The sequence below is a fragment of the Ornithinibacillus bavariensis genome, assembly GCF_018333235.1.
Classification (GTDB): Bacteria; Bacillota; Bacilli; order Bacillales; family Amphibacillaceae; genus Ornithinibacillus; species Ornithinibacillus bavariensis.
Genome location: NZ_BORP01000001.1, coordinates 452728 through 474102 on the forward strand (window position 1 = coordinate 452728; position 21375 = coordinate 474102).

The 21375-nt window shown below is 35.3% G+C and carries 24 protein-coding genes; 20 read left to right on the forward strand and 4 right to left on the reverse strand.

The annotated features are described in order from the left end of the window. Positions 1-28 precede the first annotated feature (28 nt). The 16 genes from KI338_RS02315 (at position 29) to KI338_RS02390 (ending at position 15417) form a co-directional block, all read left to right on the forward strand. Positions 29-1396: a TadA family conjugal transfer-associated ATPase gene (locus KI338_RS02315; RefSeq protein ID WP_212919351.1), complete on the forward strand. Its 1368-nt coding sequence runs from the start codon at positions 29-31 to the stop codon at positions 1394-1396. Then, positions 1368-2297 carry a type II secretion system F family protein gene (locus tag KI338_RS02320; RefSeq protein WP_212919352.1) on the forward strand — a complete coding sequence of 310 codons (930 nt, stop codon included), beginning with the start codon at positions 1368-1370 and terminating at the stop codon, positions 2295-2297. The genes KI338_RS02315 and KI338_RS02320 overlap by 29 nt, the downstream gene beginning before the upstream one ends. Positions 2298-2301: 4 nt before the next feature. Then, positions 2302-3237: a type II secretion system F family protein gene (locus KI338_RS02325; protein WP_212919353.1), complete on the forward strand. Its 936-nt coding sequence runs from the start codon at positions 2302-2304 to the stop codon at positions 3235-3237. Positions 3238-3255: 18 nt separating this feature from the next. Then, positions 3256-3474: a hypothetical protein gene (locus KI338_RS02330; protein WP_212919354.1), complete on the forward strand. Its 219-nt coding sequence runs from the start codon at positions 3256-3258 to the stop codon at positions 3472-3474. Positions 3475-3539: 65 nt separating this feature from the next. After that, positions 3540-4952, forward strand: coding sequence for a VWA domain-containing protein (locus KI338_RS02335; RefSeq protein WP_212919355.1), 1413 nt, complete (start codon positions 3540-3542; stop codon positions 4950-4952). 41 nt (positions 4953-4993) lie between these two features. Beyond that, positions 4994-6481 (forward strand): hypothetical protein, encoded by a 1488-nt coding sequence (locus KI338_RS02340; RefSeq protein WP_212919356.1) that lies wholly within the window; start codon positions 4994-4996, stop codon positions 6479-6481. A 70-nt stretch (positions 6482-6551) separates the two neighbouring features. Continuing rightward, complete coding sequence (locus tag KI338_RS02345; RefSeq protein WP_212919357.1) at positions 6552-7379, forward strand: hypothetical protein; 828 nt, start codon at positions 6552-6554, stop codon at positions 7377-7379. 41 nt (positions 7380-7420) lie between these two features. Continuing rightward, positions 7421-7918: a hypothetical protein gene (locus tag KI338_RS02350; protein WP_212919358.1), complete on the forward strand. Its 498-nt coding sequence runs from the start codon at positions 7421-7423 to the stop codon at positions 7916-7918. A 46-nt stretch (positions 7919-7964) separates the two neighbouring features. Then, positions 7965-8366 (forward strand): pilus assembly protein, encoded by a 402-nt coding sequence (locus tag KI338_RS02355; protein WP_212919359.1) that lies wholly within the window; start codon positions 7965-7967, stop codon positions 8364-8366. Further along, positions 8363-9127, forward strand: coding sequence for a Tad domain-containing protein (locus tag KI338_RS02360; RefSeq protein WP_212919360.1), 765 nt, complete (start codon positions 8363-8365; stop codon positions 9125-9127). The genes KI338_RS02355 and KI338_RS02360 overlap by 4 nt, the downstream gene beginning before the upstream one ends. A 32-nt stretch (positions 9128-9159) precedes the next feature. Next, complete coding sequence (locus tag KI338_RS02365) at positions 9160-9876, forward strand: hypothetical protein (protein WP_244853294.1); 717 nt, start codon at positions 9160-9162, stop codon at positions 9874-9876. A 202-nt stretch (positions 9877-10078) separates the two neighbouring features. Next, complete coding sequence (locus KI338_RS02370; RefSeq protein ID WP_212919361.1) at positions 10079-11377, forward strand: Tle-like phospholipase domain-containing protein; 1299 nt, start codon at positions 10079-10081, stop codon at positions 11375-11377. 66 nt (positions 11378-11443) lie between these two features. Then, the gene (locus KI338_RS02375) at positions 11444-12484 is read left to right on the forward strand and encodes a hypothetical protein (protein WP_212919362.1); all 1041 of its coding nucleotides are present in this window, start codon (positions 11444-11446) and stop codon (positions 12482-12484) included. Positions 12485-12647: 163 nt separating this feature from the next. Next, a complete protein-coding gene (locus tag KI338_RS02380) occupies positions 12648-13133 on the forward strand; it encodes an RDD family protein (protein ID WP_212919363.1) in 486 nt (161 codons plus the stop codon). A gap of 162 nt (positions 13134-13295) precedes the next feature. Next, positions 13296-14531, forward strand: a complete 1236-nt coding sequence (locus KI338_RS02385) for an MFS transporter (protein WP_212920027.1) — start codon at positions 13296-13298, stop codon at positions 14529-14531. Positions 14532-14652: 121 nt separating this feature from the next. Beyond that, complete coding sequence (locus tag KI338_RS02390) at positions 14653-15417, forward strand: MerR family transcriptional regulator (protein WP_212919364.1); 765 nt, start codon at positions 14653-14655, stop codon at positions 15415-15417. Between the two features lie 51 nt (positions 15418-15468). Here the strand turns inward: KI338_RS02390 and KI338_RS02395 are convergent, their stop codons facing one another. Genes KI338_RS02395 through KI338_RS02405 form a run of 3 tightly spaced genes read right to left on the reverse strand, consistent with a single transcriptional unit; the run spans position 15469 to position 18010 of the window. Further along, positions 15469-16257 (reverse strand): ABC transporter permease, encoded by a 789-nt coding sequence (locus tag KI338_RS02395; protein ID WP_212919365.1) that lies wholly within the window; start codon positions 16255-16257, stop codon positions 15469-15471. Beyond that, on the reverse strand, positions 16257-17033 hold the full coding sequence (locus tag KI338_RS02400) for an ABC transporter permease (RefSeq protein WP_212919366.1): 777 nt from the start codon (positions 17031-17033) through the stop codon (positions 16257-16259). Before KI338_RS02400 ends, KI338_RS02395 begins: the two co-directional genes overlap by 1 nt. Continuing rightward, a complete protein-coding gene (locus KI338_RS02405) occupies positions 17030-18010 on the reverse strand; it encodes an ABC transporter ATP-binding protein (protein WP_212919367.1) in 981 nt (326 codons plus the stop codon). Before KI338_RS02405 ends, KI338_RS02400 begins: the two co-directional genes overlap by 4 nt. 132 nt (positions 18011-18142) lie before the next feature. Between KI338_RS02405 and KI338_RS02410 the strand changes: the two genes are divergently transcribed. After that, positions 18143-18283: a YpzI family protein gene (locus tag KI338_RS02410; protein WP_081755960.1), complete on the forward strand. Its 141-nt coding sequence runs from the start codon at positions 18143-18145 to the stop codon at positions 18281-18283. Between the two features lie 626 nt (positions 18284-18909). Continuing rightward, entirely contained in the window at positions 18910-19683 is a 774-nt protein-coding gene (locus KI338_RS02415) for a PepSY domain-containing protein (RefSeq protein WP_212919368.1), read from the forward strand. Positions 19684-19713: 30 nt separating this feature from the next. On the opposite strand, the gene KI338_RS02420 is transcribed toward KI338_RS02415, so the two are convergent. Beyond that, entirely contained in the window at positions 19714-20121 is a 408-nt protein-coding gene (locus KI338_RS02420) for a VOC family protein (protein WP_212919369.1), read from the reverse strand. Positions 20122-20223: 102 nt separating this feature from the next. Between KI338_RS02420 and KI338_RS02425 the strand changes: the two genes are divergently transcribed. Then, entirely contained in the window at positions 20224-20880 is a 657-nt protein-coding gene (locus tag KI338_RS02425) for an RNA polymerase sigma factor (protein WP_212919370.1), read from the forward strand. A 31-nt stretch (positions 20881-20911) separates the two neighbouring features. After that, positions 20912-21370: an NUDIX hydrolase gene (locus KI338_RS02430; protein ID WP_212919371.1), complete on the forward strand. Its 459-nt coding sequence runs from the start codon at positions 20912-20914 to the stop codon at positions 21368-21370. Positions 21371-21375: the final 5 nt, after the last annotated feature.

Genomic DNA, 21375 nt, shown 5'->3' on the forward strand with positions numbered 1-21375 from the left:
TGGCAGACAGAGAAAAGGTGGTGTGTAAATGGCTCTTTTTCAAAAAGTTAGTAAAGAAAAAAAGGGTAACCTACAACCGGACTTTAATGTAAATAGTACCTACATAGATGAGTTGGTCGAGCATTACAAGACAAGATTACTTACTGAGATAAATCTTGATCAGATTACCACATTAGATGAACGAGAGAAAAAGTTAAAAATCGAACGCTATATCAATCAATTTATGACCGAGGAAAAAGTAGTGATTCCGAGGCATGATAAAGAAGCACTTCTCTCTAAATTGATTGATGAAAGTGTCGGGTTCGGACCTTTAGAGCCTTTACTTCAGGATGACGATATCACTGAAATACTAGTTAACGGACCTAAAGAAATATATATCGAGAAAAAAGGAAAGTTGGAACAAGTAGATATTTCATTTAAGGATGAATCCCATGTAAGGCATATTGTTGATCGTGTAGTAGCACCGCTAGGCAGAAGAATAGATGAGAGTTCTCCTATGGTTGATGCTAGATTACCTGACGGAAGCCGTGTGAACGCAGTAATTTCACCGGTAAGCCTAGGAGGAACTATAATTTCTATCCGCAAATTTAGAAGAACTCCTTTTGAAATGAAGGACCTTAGACGAAACGGAACCTTTACGAAGGACATGGAAGAATTTCTACAAGCACTAGTTAAAACCAAGCAAAACATATTGATTTCAGGTGGTACTGGAAGTGGGAAAACAACACTTCTGAATGCTTTAGCAAAAGAAATTCCACTTGGTGAACGTTTAATAACCATTGAGGATTCTGCTGAATTAAGATTGGATCGAAATAACGCAGTTGGACTCGAGGCACGGCCACCGAACGTAGAGGGAAAAGGGGAAATATCCATCCGTCAATTGGTAAAGAATGCTCTCCGGATGCGGCCAGATCGTATTATTGTAGGAGAGGTCCGTGGTGCTGAGGCATTTGATATGCTACAAGCAATGAATACCGGTCACGAAGGATCATTAACTACGGTCCATTCTAATACCCCTGCCGACGCAATAAACAGGGTTGAAGGGATGGTCGTAATGGCTGGAATGGATTTACCTACTCATATTATTCGTGAGTATATCGTCGGGGCAATAGATTATATAGTTCAAGTGCAGCGCCTAACTGATGGGACAAGGAAAATCCTAAATATAGCAGAGGTGTCTGTGAATAAAGAAAACAAAATTGAAGTTAAGGATATTTTCTACTTTAAACGTACAGGAATAAATGAAAAGGGAGAAATATTAGGGTTTTATACGCCAACTGGTACTATTCCAAAATGCTTAAGCCACCTTGATATTTTTGGGTATCATTTCGAACAAACATTTTTTGAGCCGAAAGGAGAGATTTCCGATGAATATCACCGTGTCTATACTCTATAGTTTCGCAGTGCTATTTTTATTGATTGGTATATATTTCTTCCTTGGCTACCGCGACAAAAAAAAAGAATGGACTTATAAGGTTAAAAAATGGTTTCCAGAGGAAGAAAGAAAAAGCTTTATTAGTAAATTAGGCGAACGCTATGACAATAAAGAAAGTGCAAAAAAGCTTAAAAGCAAATTACTAAACGCCAATCTTAAGCTATTACCATCGGAATACATAGGAATCCTATTAGTTGGTTCGCTTATATTATTTGTACTGTTTAATTTTATTTTCAACATGCCATTGCGATTAAGTTTACTGCTTTCTATTGGGATTATGATTGCATCACATTTCTTATTATTTTACATTCGTAAAAATAATTATGAAGCCCGTTTCAATGAACAATTGTCAGAGGTTTGTAGATTACTAGCCAATGCTGCGCGTTCTGGTCTTACGATTACACAAGGAATTGAGATTGTTTCAAGAGAGGTAACTGGACCAGCAGGGGATGAGTTTAAAAGGATCTCGAACGAATTGAAACTTGGTGTTCCATTAGAGTCTGCCTTCCGTTCCGTTCAAAAAAGGAATAAATCTAGGGATTTCAATTTGTTTATTGCAACGTTACTTATCCAAAAAAAGACAGGTGGAAATTTAGCTGTCACACTTGAGACGATGGCAAATACATTTGAGGATCGTAAGGTTTTAGCACAGACCATTAAAACAATGACAGCTGAACAGAAGTATATTTCGTTTATTGTTCCAGTTATGCCTATTTTTCTATTACTAGTAATGAATAATGTTATCGAAGGTTTTATTGATCCACTCTTTTCTGGTTTCGGAGTCATAATTTTAATTTTATTTATTGGTGCTATTGTTCTATCGTTTTTAATTATTCGAAAGATCACAGATATAAAGGTGTAGGGTTATGGATGCATTAATAATTATAACAATCATAGGTTTCTGGTTATGTATTTTACTATTTTTAAAGCATATGTGGACTTTCTTACAGGAAAAAAAGAAGCGACTAGAATATGTCTCAGAAGTAACAAATATTGATCCTTTTGAAAAAAAGGAGAAAAAGAAAAACAAAAGGGCAGCTGTGTTTGAACAAATGACGAAATATGCAGATGATTTTTCGGATTTAGGACAGCGCATTAATTTTTTTAGTGAAAATCATGATGTTGAAGAATGGTTAAGGAAATCAGGAAATCCTCTTAAATTAACTGTACAACGATTTCAAGGTCTTAAGATTCTATTATTCTTTATAGGATTATTTATCGGAATATTAGTACTAATCATCGGATTTCCTTTTTCTCAATATATTTTAGCGTTTGCTCCTATTTTGGGCTACTTTCTTCCCATTCTCTTAATTAAAAGGGAGGCTAAGAAACGTCAGGAGCTTATTCGAAAGGAATTACCAGACTTCTTGGACACAGTAAGTACAAGTGTTCAAGCAGGGGTAAGTCTTGATCACGCTTTACGGGAGGTGATTCGACACTTTGATGGTCCTATCCGAGAAGAATTTTCACGTTTTAACAATGAAATTGATTTAGGGGTGCCGCGAGAAAGGGCTTATCGAGAGTTGCTAAGACGTAATGATAACCCCGAGTTCCAATCTCTAATTAAAGCGCTCATTCAAGGGATGAATTTAGGAGTTCCAATTGCCACTACCTTTAAAATTCAGGCAGAAGATATGCGACAAATACGTGAGGAGAAAGTGAAGGAGTTAGCAGCAAAGGCTTCTCCAAAAGTAACACTTGTAACAACCTTTTTAATTGCCCCTGTATCTATATTGATGATTGCAGGCTTGATGATCATGAATATGTTACTGGGTGAAAATAGCTTATTTTCAATATTTTAAAAAATAGGAGGAAGAATAATGAAAAAGATCAATGGTTACTATGTAAGGGTAATGAACAAGCTAAATTCTTGGAAAAAGGAGGAAACTGGATCACAAACACTGGAGTGGTTAGGTATCGCTGCTGTAGTTGTAATTGTTGTTGGTATTATTTCTACAGTCTTTAGTAATGATAATAGTATCGGGGATACTGTAAAACAGAAGTTCTCTGATTTTGTAGATACGATTGGTGGAAAGTAATAAAAACTGTAGTAGTTTATCAGAGAAGTAAATTTTGCAATTTATAAGTTTAGGAGAGTTCTTTTATGAAGCGCTATACATTGATAATTACTATTTTGCTCATATTTGTTATTGCTTTAGCAGGGTGTAAAAAGGATAAGTCAGATGATACAGATAATGCAAAACCAGACAAACATACAGAAACGAAAACTGAAGAGGTTTCGAACTTAGATGAGCCAGATAACAAAGATAAGGAAGAAGAATCTAGTAACCTCAGTTTTCTTGAAGATATTGCCGAGCCACCCAGTAGCATTGCTGACGTTATTCAGCAAAAGGCAGGTCCTTATTCTGGTATCGATGTAAATGACGATAGTGTCATTGACCAAGTACTTGAAGATGTTAGAAAATTGGAGCCACTTCCTGAGGATGCTACGGAAGAACAACTAAATGCTTATTTTAAGTATTTATATTCATTAGTAGCAGAGGACTATCCAGATCCAAAAGATACTATTAAAAAATGGGAATTTGGTTCATTTGGAGATCCAGACTTACCTGATTCTCGATTCCACTTTAAAGAGAATTATAATGTTGAAGTTCTTCTTGATGGAAGTGGTAGTATGGGCGCATATATTGGGAATAAAACGATGATGCAGATAGCTAAGGAAGCAATTAATAATTTCATGAAACAAGTTCCCAAAGAAGCAAATGTATCTTTACGAGTTTATGGTCACAAGGGTACCGGATCAAATAGTGATAAAAATCTTTCTTGTAGTACAATTGAGCAACTTTATGGATATGCTCCGTATGATGAGACGGCGTTTCAAAAAGAACTGGATAAAATTCAACCTGCTGGTTGGACACCACTTGCAGATGCGCTTAAGCAAGCAGAGGAATCATTGGCTAAGTATGACACAGAAAATAATACTAACTTAATTTATGTGGTGAGTGATGGCGTAGAGACTTGTGATGGTGATCCGGTAGCTGTTGCTAAGTCACTTTCAAATTCTAATGCTAAACCTATTATTAACATCATTGGATTTAAAGTAGACAATGAAGCACAGGCGCAGTTAAAAGCCATGGCAGATGTTTCCGGAGGGATTTTCTCCACAGCTAATGATCAAAGTGAATTAGAGGAAGAATTCAAGCGAGCTGAAGAAGTATTAAAATCCTGGGAGCGCTGGAAGAAAGATGCTTTAAGAAATGTTGATGCGATAAGACTTGATAATAACTTTGACATTTTGAGTATAAAAGTAGAGTGGGGAACAAAAGAAACTAAACAGTCGAATAACATTGCGAGATTAGCGACTTTGTTTAGAAATGAAGGAATTATTACACGTGAACAAATGAATTATTTACGCAGTCTACGTGATGAAATTCGTGTTATTATTCGTGATGGTCAAGACGAAGTCGTAAAGGAATTAAAAGATATTAGTACTGATAAGTTAGACGAACTTAAAAAGTCAATTAATGAAAAATATGATAAGGGAACTGAAGAATAAATTTACCGATTTATATTTTGTACGATTGGAGGTGATATCCTTTGAAAACATTCTATAAGAGAATATTTGCTTTAATAGGAATTGTATTTCTCACCTTCTTACCTGTAATGACACCAACTGTCCACGCAGTTTCCTCCTGGTCGGGTGATCCATGGCAAGGTAGTCCATGGAATGGAAAGTCTTGGGACGGTAGTAACCTGCAATGGTCTGGGGATTCCTGGAATGGAAATAGTTGGAATGGTAATTCCTGGAATGGGAACAGTTGGACGAATCAATCATGGAGCCAAAATGGTTGGAATTTATCTGGATTTAAAGGTAATTCTTGGACCCAACAAGGCTGGGATGGATCATCATTTCAAGGGAATTCGTGGACCAATACAGGCTGGGATGGTAATCAATTCCAAGGAAATCCATGGTCAAGCTCTGGGTGGAGTATGTATGGATTTACAGGAAACCCGTGGTCAAATACCGGTTGGCTAGGGAATGGTTATTCTGGAAATCCATGGTCTAACTCAGGGTGGGATGGAAACGGTAATGGACCTCTAAATCCTTGGTCTAATTCAGGCTGGAATGGAAATGGCCATCAGGGTAATCCATGGTCCAGCGGTGGCGGAGGTGGTGCTGGGCCATTTGCTGGTCAACCAGGTTCTGGCACAACAATAAACCCACCGGGTCCTTATAATCCTTCAGCCCCAGAACAATTCTATGATACTGATGAGTTTAATGCAGCAAAATATGTTTGGGATAATATGATGAATGCTGCAATAGATATAGAGACTAATTATCCAAATGGTCTTCATGGTCTAGGTCCTAATGGTCTGAGTCCAGATTTCTTTAAAGGATTTATGGTTGATACCATTAAATTACAGCTTGGTGATCATATTGCAGTTGATCTTTATGACATAGGTGATACTGCATACAACATGTATAGTGGTTATAAGGATCTAGAAGCAATAAGGCAGGCTACGTTTGCTGCAAATGCTGCAAGCATGACCAATAACGCTTACCAAATTTCAACTGCTTCTAGATTTGCTCAATACGGTAATTTAATCAAGGATTCGGCAGATGTTTTTCTAACTAAAACTGAATTCGGAAATTTATCAAGCACATGGAGCTCAATGGGTGCTTTATCAAAGTTAAACTTTGTAGCTTCCGGTGTAAATGCTGGTCTATCAGCCTATAAAACTGGTGTTAGTATTGGAAATGCCATAGACACTTGGCAGAATACGAAAGATGGTTCTGCCCGAACCTCTGCAATAGCCGATATTGGAGCAAACCTCGGGGAAACATTAATGAGTGTCGGTGGTGTGGCAACGGCAATCCCAGGTGGTCAGGCTTTGGGGGCAGGCTTAGTAATAGTAGGCGGTGGATTATTTGTAGTCTCGAAAGCTACTAAATTAGTAGCAGATAACTGGGATAAAATCACTGACTTTGGGAAAAGTGTTGGTAACGGTATTAAAAATGCCGGTAAATCCATAGCCAAGGGAGCTAAAAAGGTAGGTAGCATGATCAAAGGTTGGTTCTCATAAACATTTTAAAATACAGGTAACAGAATAGAGATTTACTCTATTCTGTTACCTAAAAAATTAGGTGACATACATGCAACAAATTACTGCAAATGAGCTACTGAAGCTTGGAAAGAGGCATAAAAAGTGGAATGAGGATGTAACAATTGAACTATTCCCATATGCCATTAATAACCATCGCTATTATTTAGCGTACTATTTAGGAAAGTTTTCTCGAGAGATAAAAAATATTGCCATATTATCACCTGATTCATCTAATAAAGATGAAGCGTTAAATGCATTGAAACAATTGGTCTATTTTACTATTACATTTGATAAGGTAGAGAACAATACAAAAACAAGAGCAGAATTAAATTTTGAAATCTATGGAGAAATTCGAAACTATTTAAGAAATATATTGAATTCAGGTGTATTACAACCGGAATTCATAGATATTTATGATCGTTCTTATAAAGTAGTAGATAAAACGCTTAGATTACAAGATGAGATGTTAGAACTTAGAAGTAGAGTGAATAAGTTTGCCCAAGATATTCTTGATAGAGGGTATTTCATTGATAGTGATATTGACGAGGTGCTTTCATTATTTCTTGCACCGGGGTGGATACAATTTCAACAGTTCTATGATAGTTATCGTTATAGGAATGATTTTGATGTTATTTATAAAAATGAAAATAATCCGGAGTTAATACCATTTTTCAAGTTTAGAGATCCCAAAACCCTGTTTAACATGACTAGTGGTATCGCTGAAGAACAATTAAAAAAATCACTTGATATCGTAACTGATAAGCAGGATATGAGTAACTTCAGTAAAGAAGACTACTTTAATTATTGGACTAAAAAGTTTGAAAAAGGTTTATCCGATCGATATATACAACTTAGGAAAATTATCCGAAATCTCTAGAAATAGGTTAGGGCACACTGAATAATAAAGGAGTATATTAGATGAAAAAAACAATCTGGTTTATTAGTTTCTTAAGTTTACTTATTTTAACTTCATGTAGTACATCACCAGAAGCAGAAGAAATCGCAAAATATCACAACGATTATGTAGAGAATGTAAATTCACTAGCCTCACAGGTAGATGAACAAATACAAAAGTCATTTGCTACAGAAAGCCCTCAGGAAACTTATGATTTACAAACTGAAAATGTTTTACCTTTAATTGAAGAAATTAAGAAATATATTGAAGATATGCAACCTGAATCAGGAGAAGTGAAAGAACTTCATGAGATGCGATTGAAACAGCTTTCTGCTTGGGAAGAAGCATTTAAATTACAATATCAAGCATTAGAGAAAACGGTAGCGGAAGAATCGGAAGAGGAGGTAAGCAAATTATTAAAGGAATCAGACCAAAAACTGTTAGAGGCTGCAGAGTTAGGACAGCAGGCTGATAACAAATTAGTTAAACTGGCTGAGGAACATGACGTTACTATAAATTAAGGGTTAGCGATAACAATTAAAAGAGCTGTTTATGGAGGATTGCCTTATGAAATGGCTGAATAAAATTAGAAAAAGTGAAAACGGAAGTGCCACTATTGAATTTCTTGGTATTGTCCCATTAGCTTTAATTTTTTTAATGATAATATGGCAGTTTATTGTTGGAGTCAATGCTGTAGTAGTGGCTAAGTCTGCGGTGAACGAATATGCAGAGGTTTATTCTGTAACAAAGGATTTGAATGACGCTCGGGATGCAGCAAAAACTATTATTGATGCAACTGGAGATTATTTAGTATTCGATAGTTTTACTACAGAACCTGGGGAATATGATAAAGAATTTACAGCTGAGCTTGCTGTTAATATTAAGTTAGTTTTTATTCCTGAATTGTTTAGAGGTTCCGTACCAAGCATACCATATAGTGCAGCGGCATACGGTAGGGTGATAGAGTGAAGAACATAATATCATATTATCGGAATGAGCAAGGTAATGTTGTTTTGTTTGTAATAGGTATGTTAGGTATTATGATGGTCTTATTTATATTAGTAGTTAATCTTAGTTCTGCTCTAGCTACTAAGCAGCAATCGGAAACGACTGTCTCACAAGCTAGTTTGGCAGCCACAAGTGCCTTTTATGAAGAAGTTAGAAGAGTTATTACCGGTTTCTCTTACCCAGAACCAATTCCTCCTACCGAACCTGATCCTGAAGCAGATTCATCTGCCTGGGAGGCATATCGTGAAGCATTAAAAGAATATGAAGAAAAGCTAGAAGTCTATAAGTTCTTTACATTATTTGATAATTATGTTGCTTCAGCTAAAGCGGGTCTTACTGGTTTGGAATATCGTGACTGGTCTGACAAAGAATTAGAATTACAAGCTTTTGATGTAGTAATTAATGGCGCCTTAACTAATGGTCGTCTGCTTCAAGAGATAGTAGAAGGTCTGTTAGTAGGGAATAATAGCATTCAACAAGCAGCAATAACTATGGGAATTCTGACTATTGAAAAGAATGGTGGAATTTTAGAGGAAGCTACATTAGATATTAGGGATAATCGAATCGAAATTAGAGCAGCTACTGAAGCTACATCAACTGCCTACGACGGCTTTGTAGAAAGTGTAACAGAAAAGCTTTACCAAGAGTCATCTGGTCCAAAGATTGATTTTATTAACTTGATATGGACAAAGACACTACCAGTTTATTTAGAATATGAATGAGGTTAATTCTTGAACATTAAGAGGAGATAATTATGAAAAGTCCTTTTCGAAATACATGGGAGATATATACTGGAAGATTTGAGAGAGTATTGCTATTAATGTTATTTACAACACTACCATTATTAATAGTTCATTCATTTGCTACAAATTATATCTATGCTATCACTCCTAGTATGGACCCATTATATTCATTTGCAGACATTTATTATGGACTAATAACCATATTATTATATATTTTTGCACAAGTACCATATGTTCGGTTTGTCTATAACGAATACAACGATATGGAGCGAAGTTTTCAAGATGCAATTTTCCAATTCATCGTATTAGGTTTTACGGTTTTTATATTTGCAACGATTGTTTCAATCTTATCAATCATTGGTTTTTCGCTATTTATAATTCCTGGTTTTATTATATTAGCTCTTACCCTACCAGTACCATATGTAAGTGTTTTTGATAAAAAATCAGTATGGAGGTCATATAAAGAAGGGATACGAATTGGAAAGAAGCACTTTTGGAAAATCTTTTTATTGATATTAGTAACGGGTTTACTTGAAATGATTGCGGGCGTTTTGATTACATCACAAATTTTTAATATTACTAATTCCTTTGCTGCACAAATTATTACACAAATCGTACTGAATTTAATCTACTATCCATTCATTGTCATGCTACTAAGCTCCTGTATGATTAAATGGCGTGAGGAACAGAAAGTACTAGAAACACGTGATGAAACGGAAGTTGCATGACTAGGATTTATTGAAAGTTGACGCATTGAAAATACAATGCGTTTGCTTTTGTTCAATTAATTGCACTTCCCTATATCAATTTACAGTTTCTTTCAAATACTAAGCAATTTACTCCACATTGATAAAGCAATTTAATTCCTCGTTAAAGTCATTTTAATAAATAAAATTCCCAAATATAAAATGTAATAGGGAGAGATTTATTTTGAAAAGGTACTGTGGGAAAGTCCTTACGATTTTTGCTGGCATTATATTAATTTATTTTACTGTTTTAACTCCAACGGTAAATGCAGTTACTCCATGGTCTGGTAAACCCTGGAAGGGAAACCCTTGGAAAGGAACGCCATGGGATGCGGGAGAATTGCAATGGGAAGGTGTACCTTGGGACGGTAACCCTATCAATGGAAACCATAATGGTAATGAAATGAATAAAGATGGTTCTGATGACAATTCAACAGAGGGAAACGAAACGAATGAATCCTCCGAAAGTAATCAGGAAAAGCTATGTTTACCTGGTGAAGGTGGTTGCGATGGAACCAACGGGAAAAAAATTGATTTATCAATTGAGGAAGAGATGGATAAAGCAATAGAGCAATTTCTAAAAGATAATAATGTCAAAAAGCCTCTATTTATGTCAAAAAAAGCTTATGAAAAAGAAGTGGAAAAACTAAAACAAAAACTAAAGTCGGAATTTACTAGATTATTAGAAAGACCACATGGAACTGTGCAAGATGTTGATATTCCAGATAATGTGTTGGCAACACTTGCACAATCAGGATATACTGAAAACCATTTGGGAAAAGACGGTAAACTGGACAAGGATAATAAATTATTAACTTATGGTTGGAAGGAATATGAAAGTGTAGAATATGATTCTGGTTTCCATGCACGTCTATATAAAAATGATGATGAAGGTAAAATCGTAGTTTCATTTGGTGGAACGGAAACAGATGATATGAAGGACCTGTTAACAGATGGCCGTCTTGCCTTAGGATACAGTGATGACCAATTTGAAGAGGCACTTAAATTTGTAAATGATATGATGCTGGAACATCCTGATAAAGAAATCGTGATCACTGGACATTCACTTGGTGGAGCTTTGGCGCAATATGTGGCTATTAATAAGGGAATACCAGCAATTACCTACAATGCTCCAGGGATAGATACTCGGGACTATGGTTTTTTTGAAAATCCATTGAAAATATTTTTTCGCGATGGAAACATGATAGCTGTAGAGAAATTCTTAAACGAAAATGGACTATTACATAACTTAGTTGAGAATCATATCATGGAAGATGATGCAATTGGGAGCTATCAAATTCATGTAGGGACCACTTATTCATATGCTAGCGATGGAACGGTAACATGTCGTGATGATTATAGTAAAGAGAAACACAAAAGAGATTTACCTACCAAAAAGATACCGGAGATGTGGAATGATTTTAAAAAAGATTTACCAAACCATGGTATGCATAAATTTTTTGAGATGATGGTTCCATGTTAGTTTTATTACTAAAGGTTGCATGATTTTGACAAATAATCGGGTCTTATACTGAAAAGGGTGAGAAGTATGATACGTATTGTGCTGGCAGGTTTTTTCTCGTTAGTTTTTCCAGGAATAGGTCAGCTATTTAATCGACAATGGATCAAAGGAATTTCTTTTATCGTAATAGAACTTTGTCTCCTATATTTTGCTACCCCTGAGGTATGGGTTGTGATGATTTACCGTGTAATTTGGTTGATTAGTATTATTGATGCTTCAGTCATTGCATATTTAGTCTATAAAGGGAAAAAAGAATTACACGTCCTAAAAGGATGGCGGGCAGTTTTAGTTGTAGGATTGGCAAATCTTATTATTTTACCAATCGCTCTGTTACCATCTCTTCTTCCTCATATTTCTTACTATTTAGCAGTAACACAAATGACAGATGCCAAGGGAGGCTCTGCCGAACAGTTGCAGGAAGAAAAAAAGATATATGAGGATTATTTAGTGGAGACGTATGGTGAAGAGTTTTCCCTGGGTGATGCAACATTTAATTCAAATTATGGTCATTATTTAGTAGATGCATCTCCAAAAACCAATCCTAATTTGGTTTTCGGAGTATATCAGGATTGGAATGATAAGATTAATGATTCATACATTGATACTTTATGGGGAGAAGAGGCGAGAAATGAGGTATCTCCAATCATTGAGAAGTTATATGAGGATGTTTGGATGAATCATGTAGAAGTCGCAATTAAAGCCGGGTCCAAAGAGAAAATCCTAATTGAAAATAAGCAGATAATTGGTTTCAATGAAGGAAGAAGTAAATACCCTCAAGACTATTATTATTGGGTAGAACTATTAGTCTTTCAAGACTACGATAATCCAGAACAAGAATTAGAAAAATTATATGAAATTATTACTTATTTTAAAAATGCGGAAATTCAAGTTACTAGTTTTGATGTAAAATATTATGATGAAACGTTGCTAGAAAAAGAAGGAAGTGACATAGAGCCTGGTTACAAATATAACGAATATGCCACGCATTTTATTTCACTGAATAAGGATAAAATCAATCAAATTAATTCGATTAAAGATCTGGAAGAACACATGATAACTTTGGAGTAATTTAAAAAGAATAAAGGTTTTAGAAAAAGTACATATCCTATTTTTTGACTAAAAGTTAGAGAAAACTAGTAAAAATTCATGATCACCAGATATAGAGGAGAAGTATCTAATTAACTTTAGTAATCATATTAAATTTACCATTCTGAAAAGTGGAGGATACGCAGTGATTGTAGAAAAGGATTATCAATTTTCAGGAGATAAAGAAGTACTTAACTATTCAAGCATTTGGAATAGGCTTGTTGCTTGGTTGATTGATATAGTAATCGTTTTTTTCTCTATATTCTTTATAAAGCTCATTCCGGATGGAGTAAATGCTATAACATCTCTATTATTTTATAGCAGACCAGTTGATGAATATTATATTAATTATTGGGTAATTCAAATTACTATAGTTGTGGTAGTATTTTGGTTGTATTTTGCATTGATGGAAAGTCTATCAACACAAGGAACAATAGGGAAAATGATCGCTGGAATAAAGGTGGTAAATGAAGAGGAAGAGAAAATATCATTTGCTAATGCATCAGGTCGATTTTTTTTACAATTAGTATCCCTATGTTTACTTGGAATTGGGCATCTGCTTGCTTTATTTTTCAAAAATAAGCAGACTTTATACGATATGCTTTCGAAGTGTGTAGTTATTAAAAGGTAAATTCTAACAATAGCCTTGCTAAAAAAGATGAGGATTTATACCCTCATCTTTTTTTCTCTAAAGGTATGTACTCCAGTTGTATTAGTGGTGGTTTTAGTGTATAAATTATTTAGATAATAATGGAATGGATGTGAAATGTTGGGAATAGATAGTAATTCGATTATGGATAACTGGAAGCGGAATAGTGTTCTTTTCCTTAGTAGCCAACTGATTTCTATGTTTGGCTCATCTTTAGTGCAGTATGCGATTATGTGGTATGTGGTGTTGAATACCCAGTCTGGAGTTATGATGACCATTTATATTTTATGCGGTTTTATTCCAACCTTTATATTGTCCCCATTTGCTGGAGTGTGGGCAGACAGATATGATCGGAAGAAACTAATTATTATTTCAGATGGCTCCATTGCCTTTGTAACACTAATTTTAGCGATTGTTTTTATGCTAGGATATAATTCACTTTGGCTTATGTTCTTAGTAGCTGCTATTCGTGCAGTGGGGACTGGTGTGCAAACCCCATCTGTTGGTGCGATCCTTCCACAGTTTGTCCCTGAGGATAAACTAACTAAGGTAAACGGGTTTAACGGTAGTATTCAGGCATTGGTGATGTTACTTGCCCCAATGGCAAGTGGTGCATTGTTAGGGTTGGCGACGATAGAAATAATCTTCTTTATTGATGTGGTCACAGCTGCCATTGCAATTTTCATTTTCATAGTTTTCTTAAAGATCCCTGCCCATAAAAAGGCAAAAGAGAAAGAACCTATCAGTTATTTTGATGACCTGAAGAAAGGATTTACTTATATTAGCCAACATGCATTTCTAAAGAAGTTTTTCCTTTTCTTTGCCTTATTCTTTATTTTAGCATCTGTTCCATCTTTTCTTACTCCATTACAAGTAGCACGTAGTTTTGGGGATGATGTGTGGCGATTAACAGCTATAGAAGTGGCATTTTCTATTGGAATGATGATCGGCGGAGTCTCTATTGCAACCTGGGGTGGATTTAAAAATAAAATCCATACGATGACATTAGCGAGCTTGATGTTCGGTGTCTTAACAGTTGGTCTTGGGGTCATTCCTAATTTTGTTATCTATCTAGTCGTAATGGGAATAACAGGAATTACGATGCCAATTTTTAGTACACCTTCAACGACACTCCTACAAGAAAAAATAGAACCAGATTATTTGGGAAGAGTCTTTGGTGTAGTGGCAATGATTTCAACGTCGATGATGCCACTTGGTATGTTGATTTTTGGTCCAATTGCAGATGTAATTGCGATTGAGTGGCTATTAATAGGCACTGGCATTTTCATGTTTATCGCTGGGTTTTTCTTAATCGGAAGTAAGACATTGGTAGAAGCCGGTCAGCCAAAACCAATAGCTGTGACTGATGGAAATGCCTAATAAATAAAGAAAAAGTTTTAAAGATACATGCTTCTGTACATCTTTAAAACTTTTTTATTTTTTCTATTGACCTTTACGTTGCGTAAAGGTTTATGCTAAGAATTGTCAGGGGGTGAAGTTAATGGAATATACCGTCAATAAGCTTGCAAGTATGTCGGGAGTAAGCGGCCGTACACTCCGATATTACGATCAAATCGGACTACTAAAGCCGGCAAGAATAAATTCGTCCGGTTATCGTATATACGGGCAACAAGAGGTTGATTTATTACAGCAAATTCTATTTTATCGAGAATTAGAAGTTAGTCTTGAGGATATCATGGAGATTATCAATCAACCGAATTTTGACAGGAGTAAAGCACTGAAAAATCACTATGAACATCTGAAACAAAAACGAGCCCGCCTAGACAAAATTATGGCTACAGTTGAGAAAACAATTGCTAGCATGGAAGGAGGAACACCAATGCAAGATATAGAAAAGTTCGAAGGGTTTAAGGAAAAACTCATTGAGGAAAATGAACAGAAATATGGTAAAGAAATTCGAGAAAAATATGGTGATGAAACGGTTGAAGCAAGTAATGCGAAGTTACGTGGTATGTCACAGGAAGATTATGATGCGATGACAAAGCTTGGGGAAGAAATTATGGTGTTATTGGAAAAGGCCTATCATACAGGTGATCCAGCATCAGCTGAGGCACAGTTAGTTGCTGAAAAGCATAAGGAATGGCTCATGTATTCTTGGTCAACTTACTCGAAGGAAGCACATGCTGGACTCGCTGATATGTATGTAGCAGATGAGCGTTTCACTGCCTATTATGATAAAGCGGTGAAAGGCGGAACAAAGTTTCTACGAGATGCCATCAGAATATATCTTGGATTAGAAGAATAAATAGCCAGGCACCCTCAGAGATTTTTTAAAAACTCGGGGGTGCCTGAATCCTTAATCAAGATCCATTGTCCCTTTTATTCTAGATAAGTATTCTGCATATTTAATAAAGAGTAAACTGATGATAAAAAAGGTCACCCCCAGTAAAAATTCCTGCCCGAGTATTGGTACAACATTTTCGTAGTTTCTTTCGTTTAGTATTTGTTTCGTTAATTCCACTCCTCTAGTTAGTGGAATGAAGTCTGCAACATATGTTAGCCATGTTGGCATAATCGATTGTGGATAATTAGCACCACTTAATAGCAATAAACTACTTGCAAGTAAATTTGCAATCAAATTCATCGATGGAGTCCAAAGGCAAAAGCAACCAATGATTAAACCTAAACCACAAGCAGAGAAAATGGAAACGAGCCATACACTTAGTAAAGGCAGTATTGCTTCGATAGGAATCTTTATTTGAAAAATTAGTATGCCGAAGATCAAACCTATCATTGATGTGAACAAACCATTCAGTATGTGAGCAATAGAACGTGATAGAAATAATCCAATTTTATTTGCAGGGGAGGCCATGACGAGTTGTAGGGTACCCATATACCTATCAGATGTAATAATAGTCATAATTCCAAACACAGAGCTCATGACACAGAGTATGAGTGCATTAGCACCAATATAGCCGACAAGCCCTTTTCCGTCATATACATAATTAACTAGTACAGCAAAAAATAACAATTGACTTAATGGGTTTAACACCATTACAAGAATATAGACCTTGGGATTTAACCATCCGAATAATGCCCGATAGGATAATAAGCTGTGCCTAAAAAATCTTAATGTAGCCTCCATTAATACACCCCTAACTTACCAGAAATTCTTGCCTTCTTTTCAACTGCACGATAACAGAAAATACCTAGTACCATGTAAATCATCGTTACTACGACTAGACCGATTAGCGATTTTTCAATCATATTTATTGAAAATTCATTTGTTGAAACCGCACGGAGTAATTCAATTGCCCAAGTAGGTGGTAATAGATAAGAAATTGGTTGCACCCATATAGGTAGAATAGAAACCGGAAACATGAATCCACAAATTAAATATATTGGATATTCAATGAAATTCATCAATGCTTCCGCTTGTCTCGAAAGTGTAAATGCTAGAGAAAGAAAAAATGAAAATACCGTTAACGCTAACAAAACAAAGAGAGTGCACAAGAAGAAAACCATTGGATTCGGAATGGTTATATGAACACCAAATAGGAATACCAAATAAATAAACGATATTACCATCGATAAAAATCCCCAAATTGTATTACCTATAATTTTTCCTATCAATACGATAAAAAAGGGGACAGGTGAGACAAAGATGATCTCTAATGTCCCGTAATAGCGTTCACGATTGATATCGCTAGCTGACGAAAAGACGATTGAGGACCATAATGCCATAAAACCCGATCCTAAAATAACATAGTGAAAAATATCCTCTGGCGAACGAGAACTGTAAATAAATATAGCGATAGTAGCTAAAAACAAAGGGGAAGCCCATATAATAAATTGAAACATCGGTCGTGCCATCGACAACCCCATATGTACACGTATCGTTCGTAACAAGGCACGCATCATGACACTTTTCCCCCAATTAATTCTACATAGACATCCTCTAAGCTTGGCTTTGTAATGGTTAAATCTTGAATAGCAGCACCATTCAAAGTTTCGTAAATAAAAGGAACAACTGTCTGTGGGTCATGTGTATGTAGTTTAATATTTGTTAGATAACCCCGATTTTCAGCTTGAACATGGTGAATAATTGGCAAATCGGAGAGCCTATGGATGTTTTTTTCAGAAGTCCCCAACGTAGTGAATGCAATGATCGAAACATTATCCGCTTTTAGCTTGAAATTTTGTGGCGTGTCAATTGCTACCAAGTTTCCCTTGTCGATAAATGCTATTCGGTCACAAAGTTCATCTGCCTCATACATATAATGTGTCGTTAATAATATCGTAGTTCCTCTATTATTTAATTCTCGGATAATCTCCCTCAGCTTTCGGGCACTGACAGGATCAAGCCCAATAGAAGGTTCATCTAAAAACAGTATTTTAGGATTATTAACTAAACCTCTAGCTATCTGTAGTCTTTGTTTCATCCCTTTTGAAAAGGTTTCTACGCGTTGATGAGCTACATCTTGCAAGTTAACCAACTCTAATAATTCATTGATTTTTGCTTTTTGTACTGCTCTAGGAATCCTATATAGATCAGAGAAATATGCTAAGTTATCATAAGCAGACAAACGCCAATATAGATTGCGTTCTCCTCCAAGAATAAAGTTAATATGCGGTCTCAACTGTTTCGTTTCTGTGACTGGATTAAAGCCTAGAACTGAAATTTCGCCAGATGTTGGTGTCAGCATGGTAGTTAACGTTTTTATCATCGTTGTCTTCCCAGCGCCATTCGGTCCAAGTAATCCAAAGATTTCTCCCTCTTGAACAGAGAAAGATATTCCCTTTAATGCTTCTACTACTTTTTGTTTTTTCTTAATAATACCTTCTTCTGTTTTATAGGATCTTTTTACATGTGAAACGTCAATTATGGTATTATTCATTCCATTCACCTCAATAATATTAGATGACTATCTTATAAGATGATTGTATTATAACGATTGAATTTGTCAAGATAATTTTTGAATGGAATAATTCATCGTAAATAAACCATCTTAGTATTAGGAGGTGTGCAGATGGGCAAAGATCGCCAAGAAAAAAAGCTAAAGAAGAGCAGACGTGTCGAATCTGATCGAGATGTAGGATTGAAATATAAAAATTCCACCATTATGTCCAGTCCAGAAGAGGCTATGGAATTGAATGATGGAAAGAAATAATTGTTATCGTGATCCCTTCAATATTAATGGAGGGATTTTTGTGTGCATTCCTATTTTTCCAAGTCATTTAGTTATAGCTATTAGTTAGAATTTAGTTCAAAAATGAATTCTCTCAACGTCATTTAGGAAGAAAATTGAACAGAAAAGAATAGTAGAGGGCGGTAAACATCATTTCGGATAATGACTGAGATTAAAATGAAGCATAGACGATCTCTAAACATCATTTCGGAAAAACAATGAGATTGAAAAGAAGCATAGAAGAGATCTAAACGTCATATCGGAGAATAAATGAGATTGAAAAGAAGCATAGAAGGGATCTAAACGTCATTTCGGAGAATAAATGAGATTGAAAAGAAGTATAGACGGTCTCTAAACATCATTTCGGAGAATAAATGAGATTGAAAAGAAGCATAGAGGGGCTCTAAACGTCATTTCGGAGAATAAGTGAGATTGAAATGAAGTATAGAGTGGCTCTAAACATCATTTTATAAAATAATTCTCGGCAAATTGAAGAATAGAAAGATGCAATTAATTTTATTTGCTTTTTCTCATCAAATTCTAATCTTCTTATTATTGTCCTATCAGAATCAATGGGTATAGTGTAGATATACAAAGAAGGAGGACACATGATGATAAAGAAGAAATTATTAATTGGTGCACTTACATTTGGATTAATTGCAACAGGAGTGACAGTAGCTACAGCGGGTACAGATAAGGTAAAGGAAGACATGGCTGAAAACGCCTTAATATCCATAAAAGATGCAGAAAAAATTGCCCTAAAAAAAGTTAATGGAAAAATAAAATCAATAGAGCTTGATGATGAAAATGGAAACCCATTCTATGAAATAGAAGTAGAACAAAAAGATAAGGAATATGAAATCTACATAGATGCATATACTGGTGATATTGTTCATATGAATGAAGATATCGAGGACGATTCGGAGGATGTTGAAATGAATCAAGCGATTGCTTCTAATCTTATTTCGGAGTTGCAGGCAATTGACATTGCGGAAAGTGTTATGGATGGAACCGTGACAGAGATGGAATTAGATAAGTCAAATGGTCAATATGTTTATGAAATGGAATTGAAAACGGATAATGGCCAGGTGGAAATAGAGATAGATGCTATTACCGGTGAAATACTACGGAAGGAAGTAAAAGAGAAAAAAATTGTACAGTCTAGCGAAACTAAATCATTTACTGAGTTTCAAAAGATATCAAAACTGATTAATGTAGATGATTTAAAGGTTCAGTTAGTAACAGATAATTCTAGTAAACGTATTATTTTATTCCTAGATGCTAATGGCCGTGAGAAATATAAAACGATTTTTATTAAATCTACTAACCATCTTAAACTAATCGAAATCAATGGTGGGTTAGTATTTAATGGGAAAATATAATGAAAAAAGCGCCGATATGGCGCTTTTTTCTTATCCTCGTGAAAAGTGGACGGAACTCTCTTCTTCACTTACGATACTAAAAGAATTCCCATCTGGATCAAAGAAATCGAACCCCTTCATGACACCGTAATCCATTATTTCGGTTGTTTCGATTCCTTTCGCACGAAGCTGCTGAAAGGCAACTTCGATTTGATCAACAACAAAATTGTAATAGACATTTTTCCGTTTCCCTTTAATGGTAAATTCAGTGGGCTGTGGACTTTCAACCTTAATTAATGTTAGCCCCTTTGTATCCTTAGGAAATAAGTAATCAACCCCATGATCCTCTCCATCTTCTTGCCATTCATCAATCTTGACTACTCCAAGATTTTCTTCATACCATTTTTTAGATTGTTCTAGATTCGTTACAGGAATAAATATTCCACCTATCTTAAACATATTACTTCACTCCTCACTTTTGTTTTCAGTTATAAACGATTATAATGTATGAAAAGTTACATATTTAATAATATTTTTTAAAAATATTTTTTTGGTGATGAAATGAATATTAATGAATTAAGGATAGAGTCTATCATAAATAAGCTCTACCACTATTGTTTAACTTTAACCACATCTAAATGGCATGCAGAAGACCTAGTACAGGAAACCCTTATAAAGGTACTTCTATTAAAGCAAAAGGAACCAAACCGAGATATGAATCTTACTTTTCTTTATACTATTGCTAGAAACCTATTCATGGATGAGAAACGAAGAGAACCACTCCTCCTAAGTGAATTCGATGGATTATTGGGAAGTGGAATGGATTCTACAGAATGGGACAGCTTACTTGAGATATTATATAGTCAGCTTCCTTTAAGGCAGGCGATGTTAATAACATTAAAGGATGTTTTTCACTATACCTCCGAAGAAATATCACAAATGCTTAGAACCAGTAATGAATCGGTAAAAACAGCACTCCATCGTGCTCGGAAAAAGTTAAGGGAAGATCATGAATCTGTTTCTATACAAGAATCTAATTCTAGTTATATGATTCAAAAAATAACCCAAGCTATCAAAAAGGAAGATGCACATAAAATCTTCTATTATTATCGATTATTAGAGACAAGGAACTATACTGTTAAGGGAAGTAGAGTGAAGGATTTACATTTCATTTTCTTATCAGACCCTGATGGGAATATTCTTCAAATAAATACGTAAGTTGAAACACGATAGAGAAGGTGGAATAATTTTGGGCTATGTAGAAGACCTGAGAAAATTGGTAGGGCATCGACCACTGATATTTGTCGGTGCTGTTCTAGTTATAGAGGATAATAATGGAAGAATACTCTTACAACAGCGTAAATTTCCAAATGGGAAATGGGGTATTCCTGGAGGACTAATGGAATTAGGTGAATCGACAGAGGAAGTAGCTAGGAGAGAACTACTGGAGGAAACAGGTTTAATTGCTGGTGAACTCCATCTTATCAACGTGTATTCAGGAAAGGATCACTTTATTAAAGCGGAGAACGGTGATGAATTTTATGTAGTAACAGTCGCTTATTATACGAATGAATACAGTGGTATATTAAAGGTCGATCAAACAGAGTCGATTAATTTTGAGTTTTTTTATCCACATGATTTTCCTGAAAATATGGTAGGGAGTCACTTCACTATTTTGCAGGAATATTTAAAGGGGAGGTCTAAGTAAAGGCC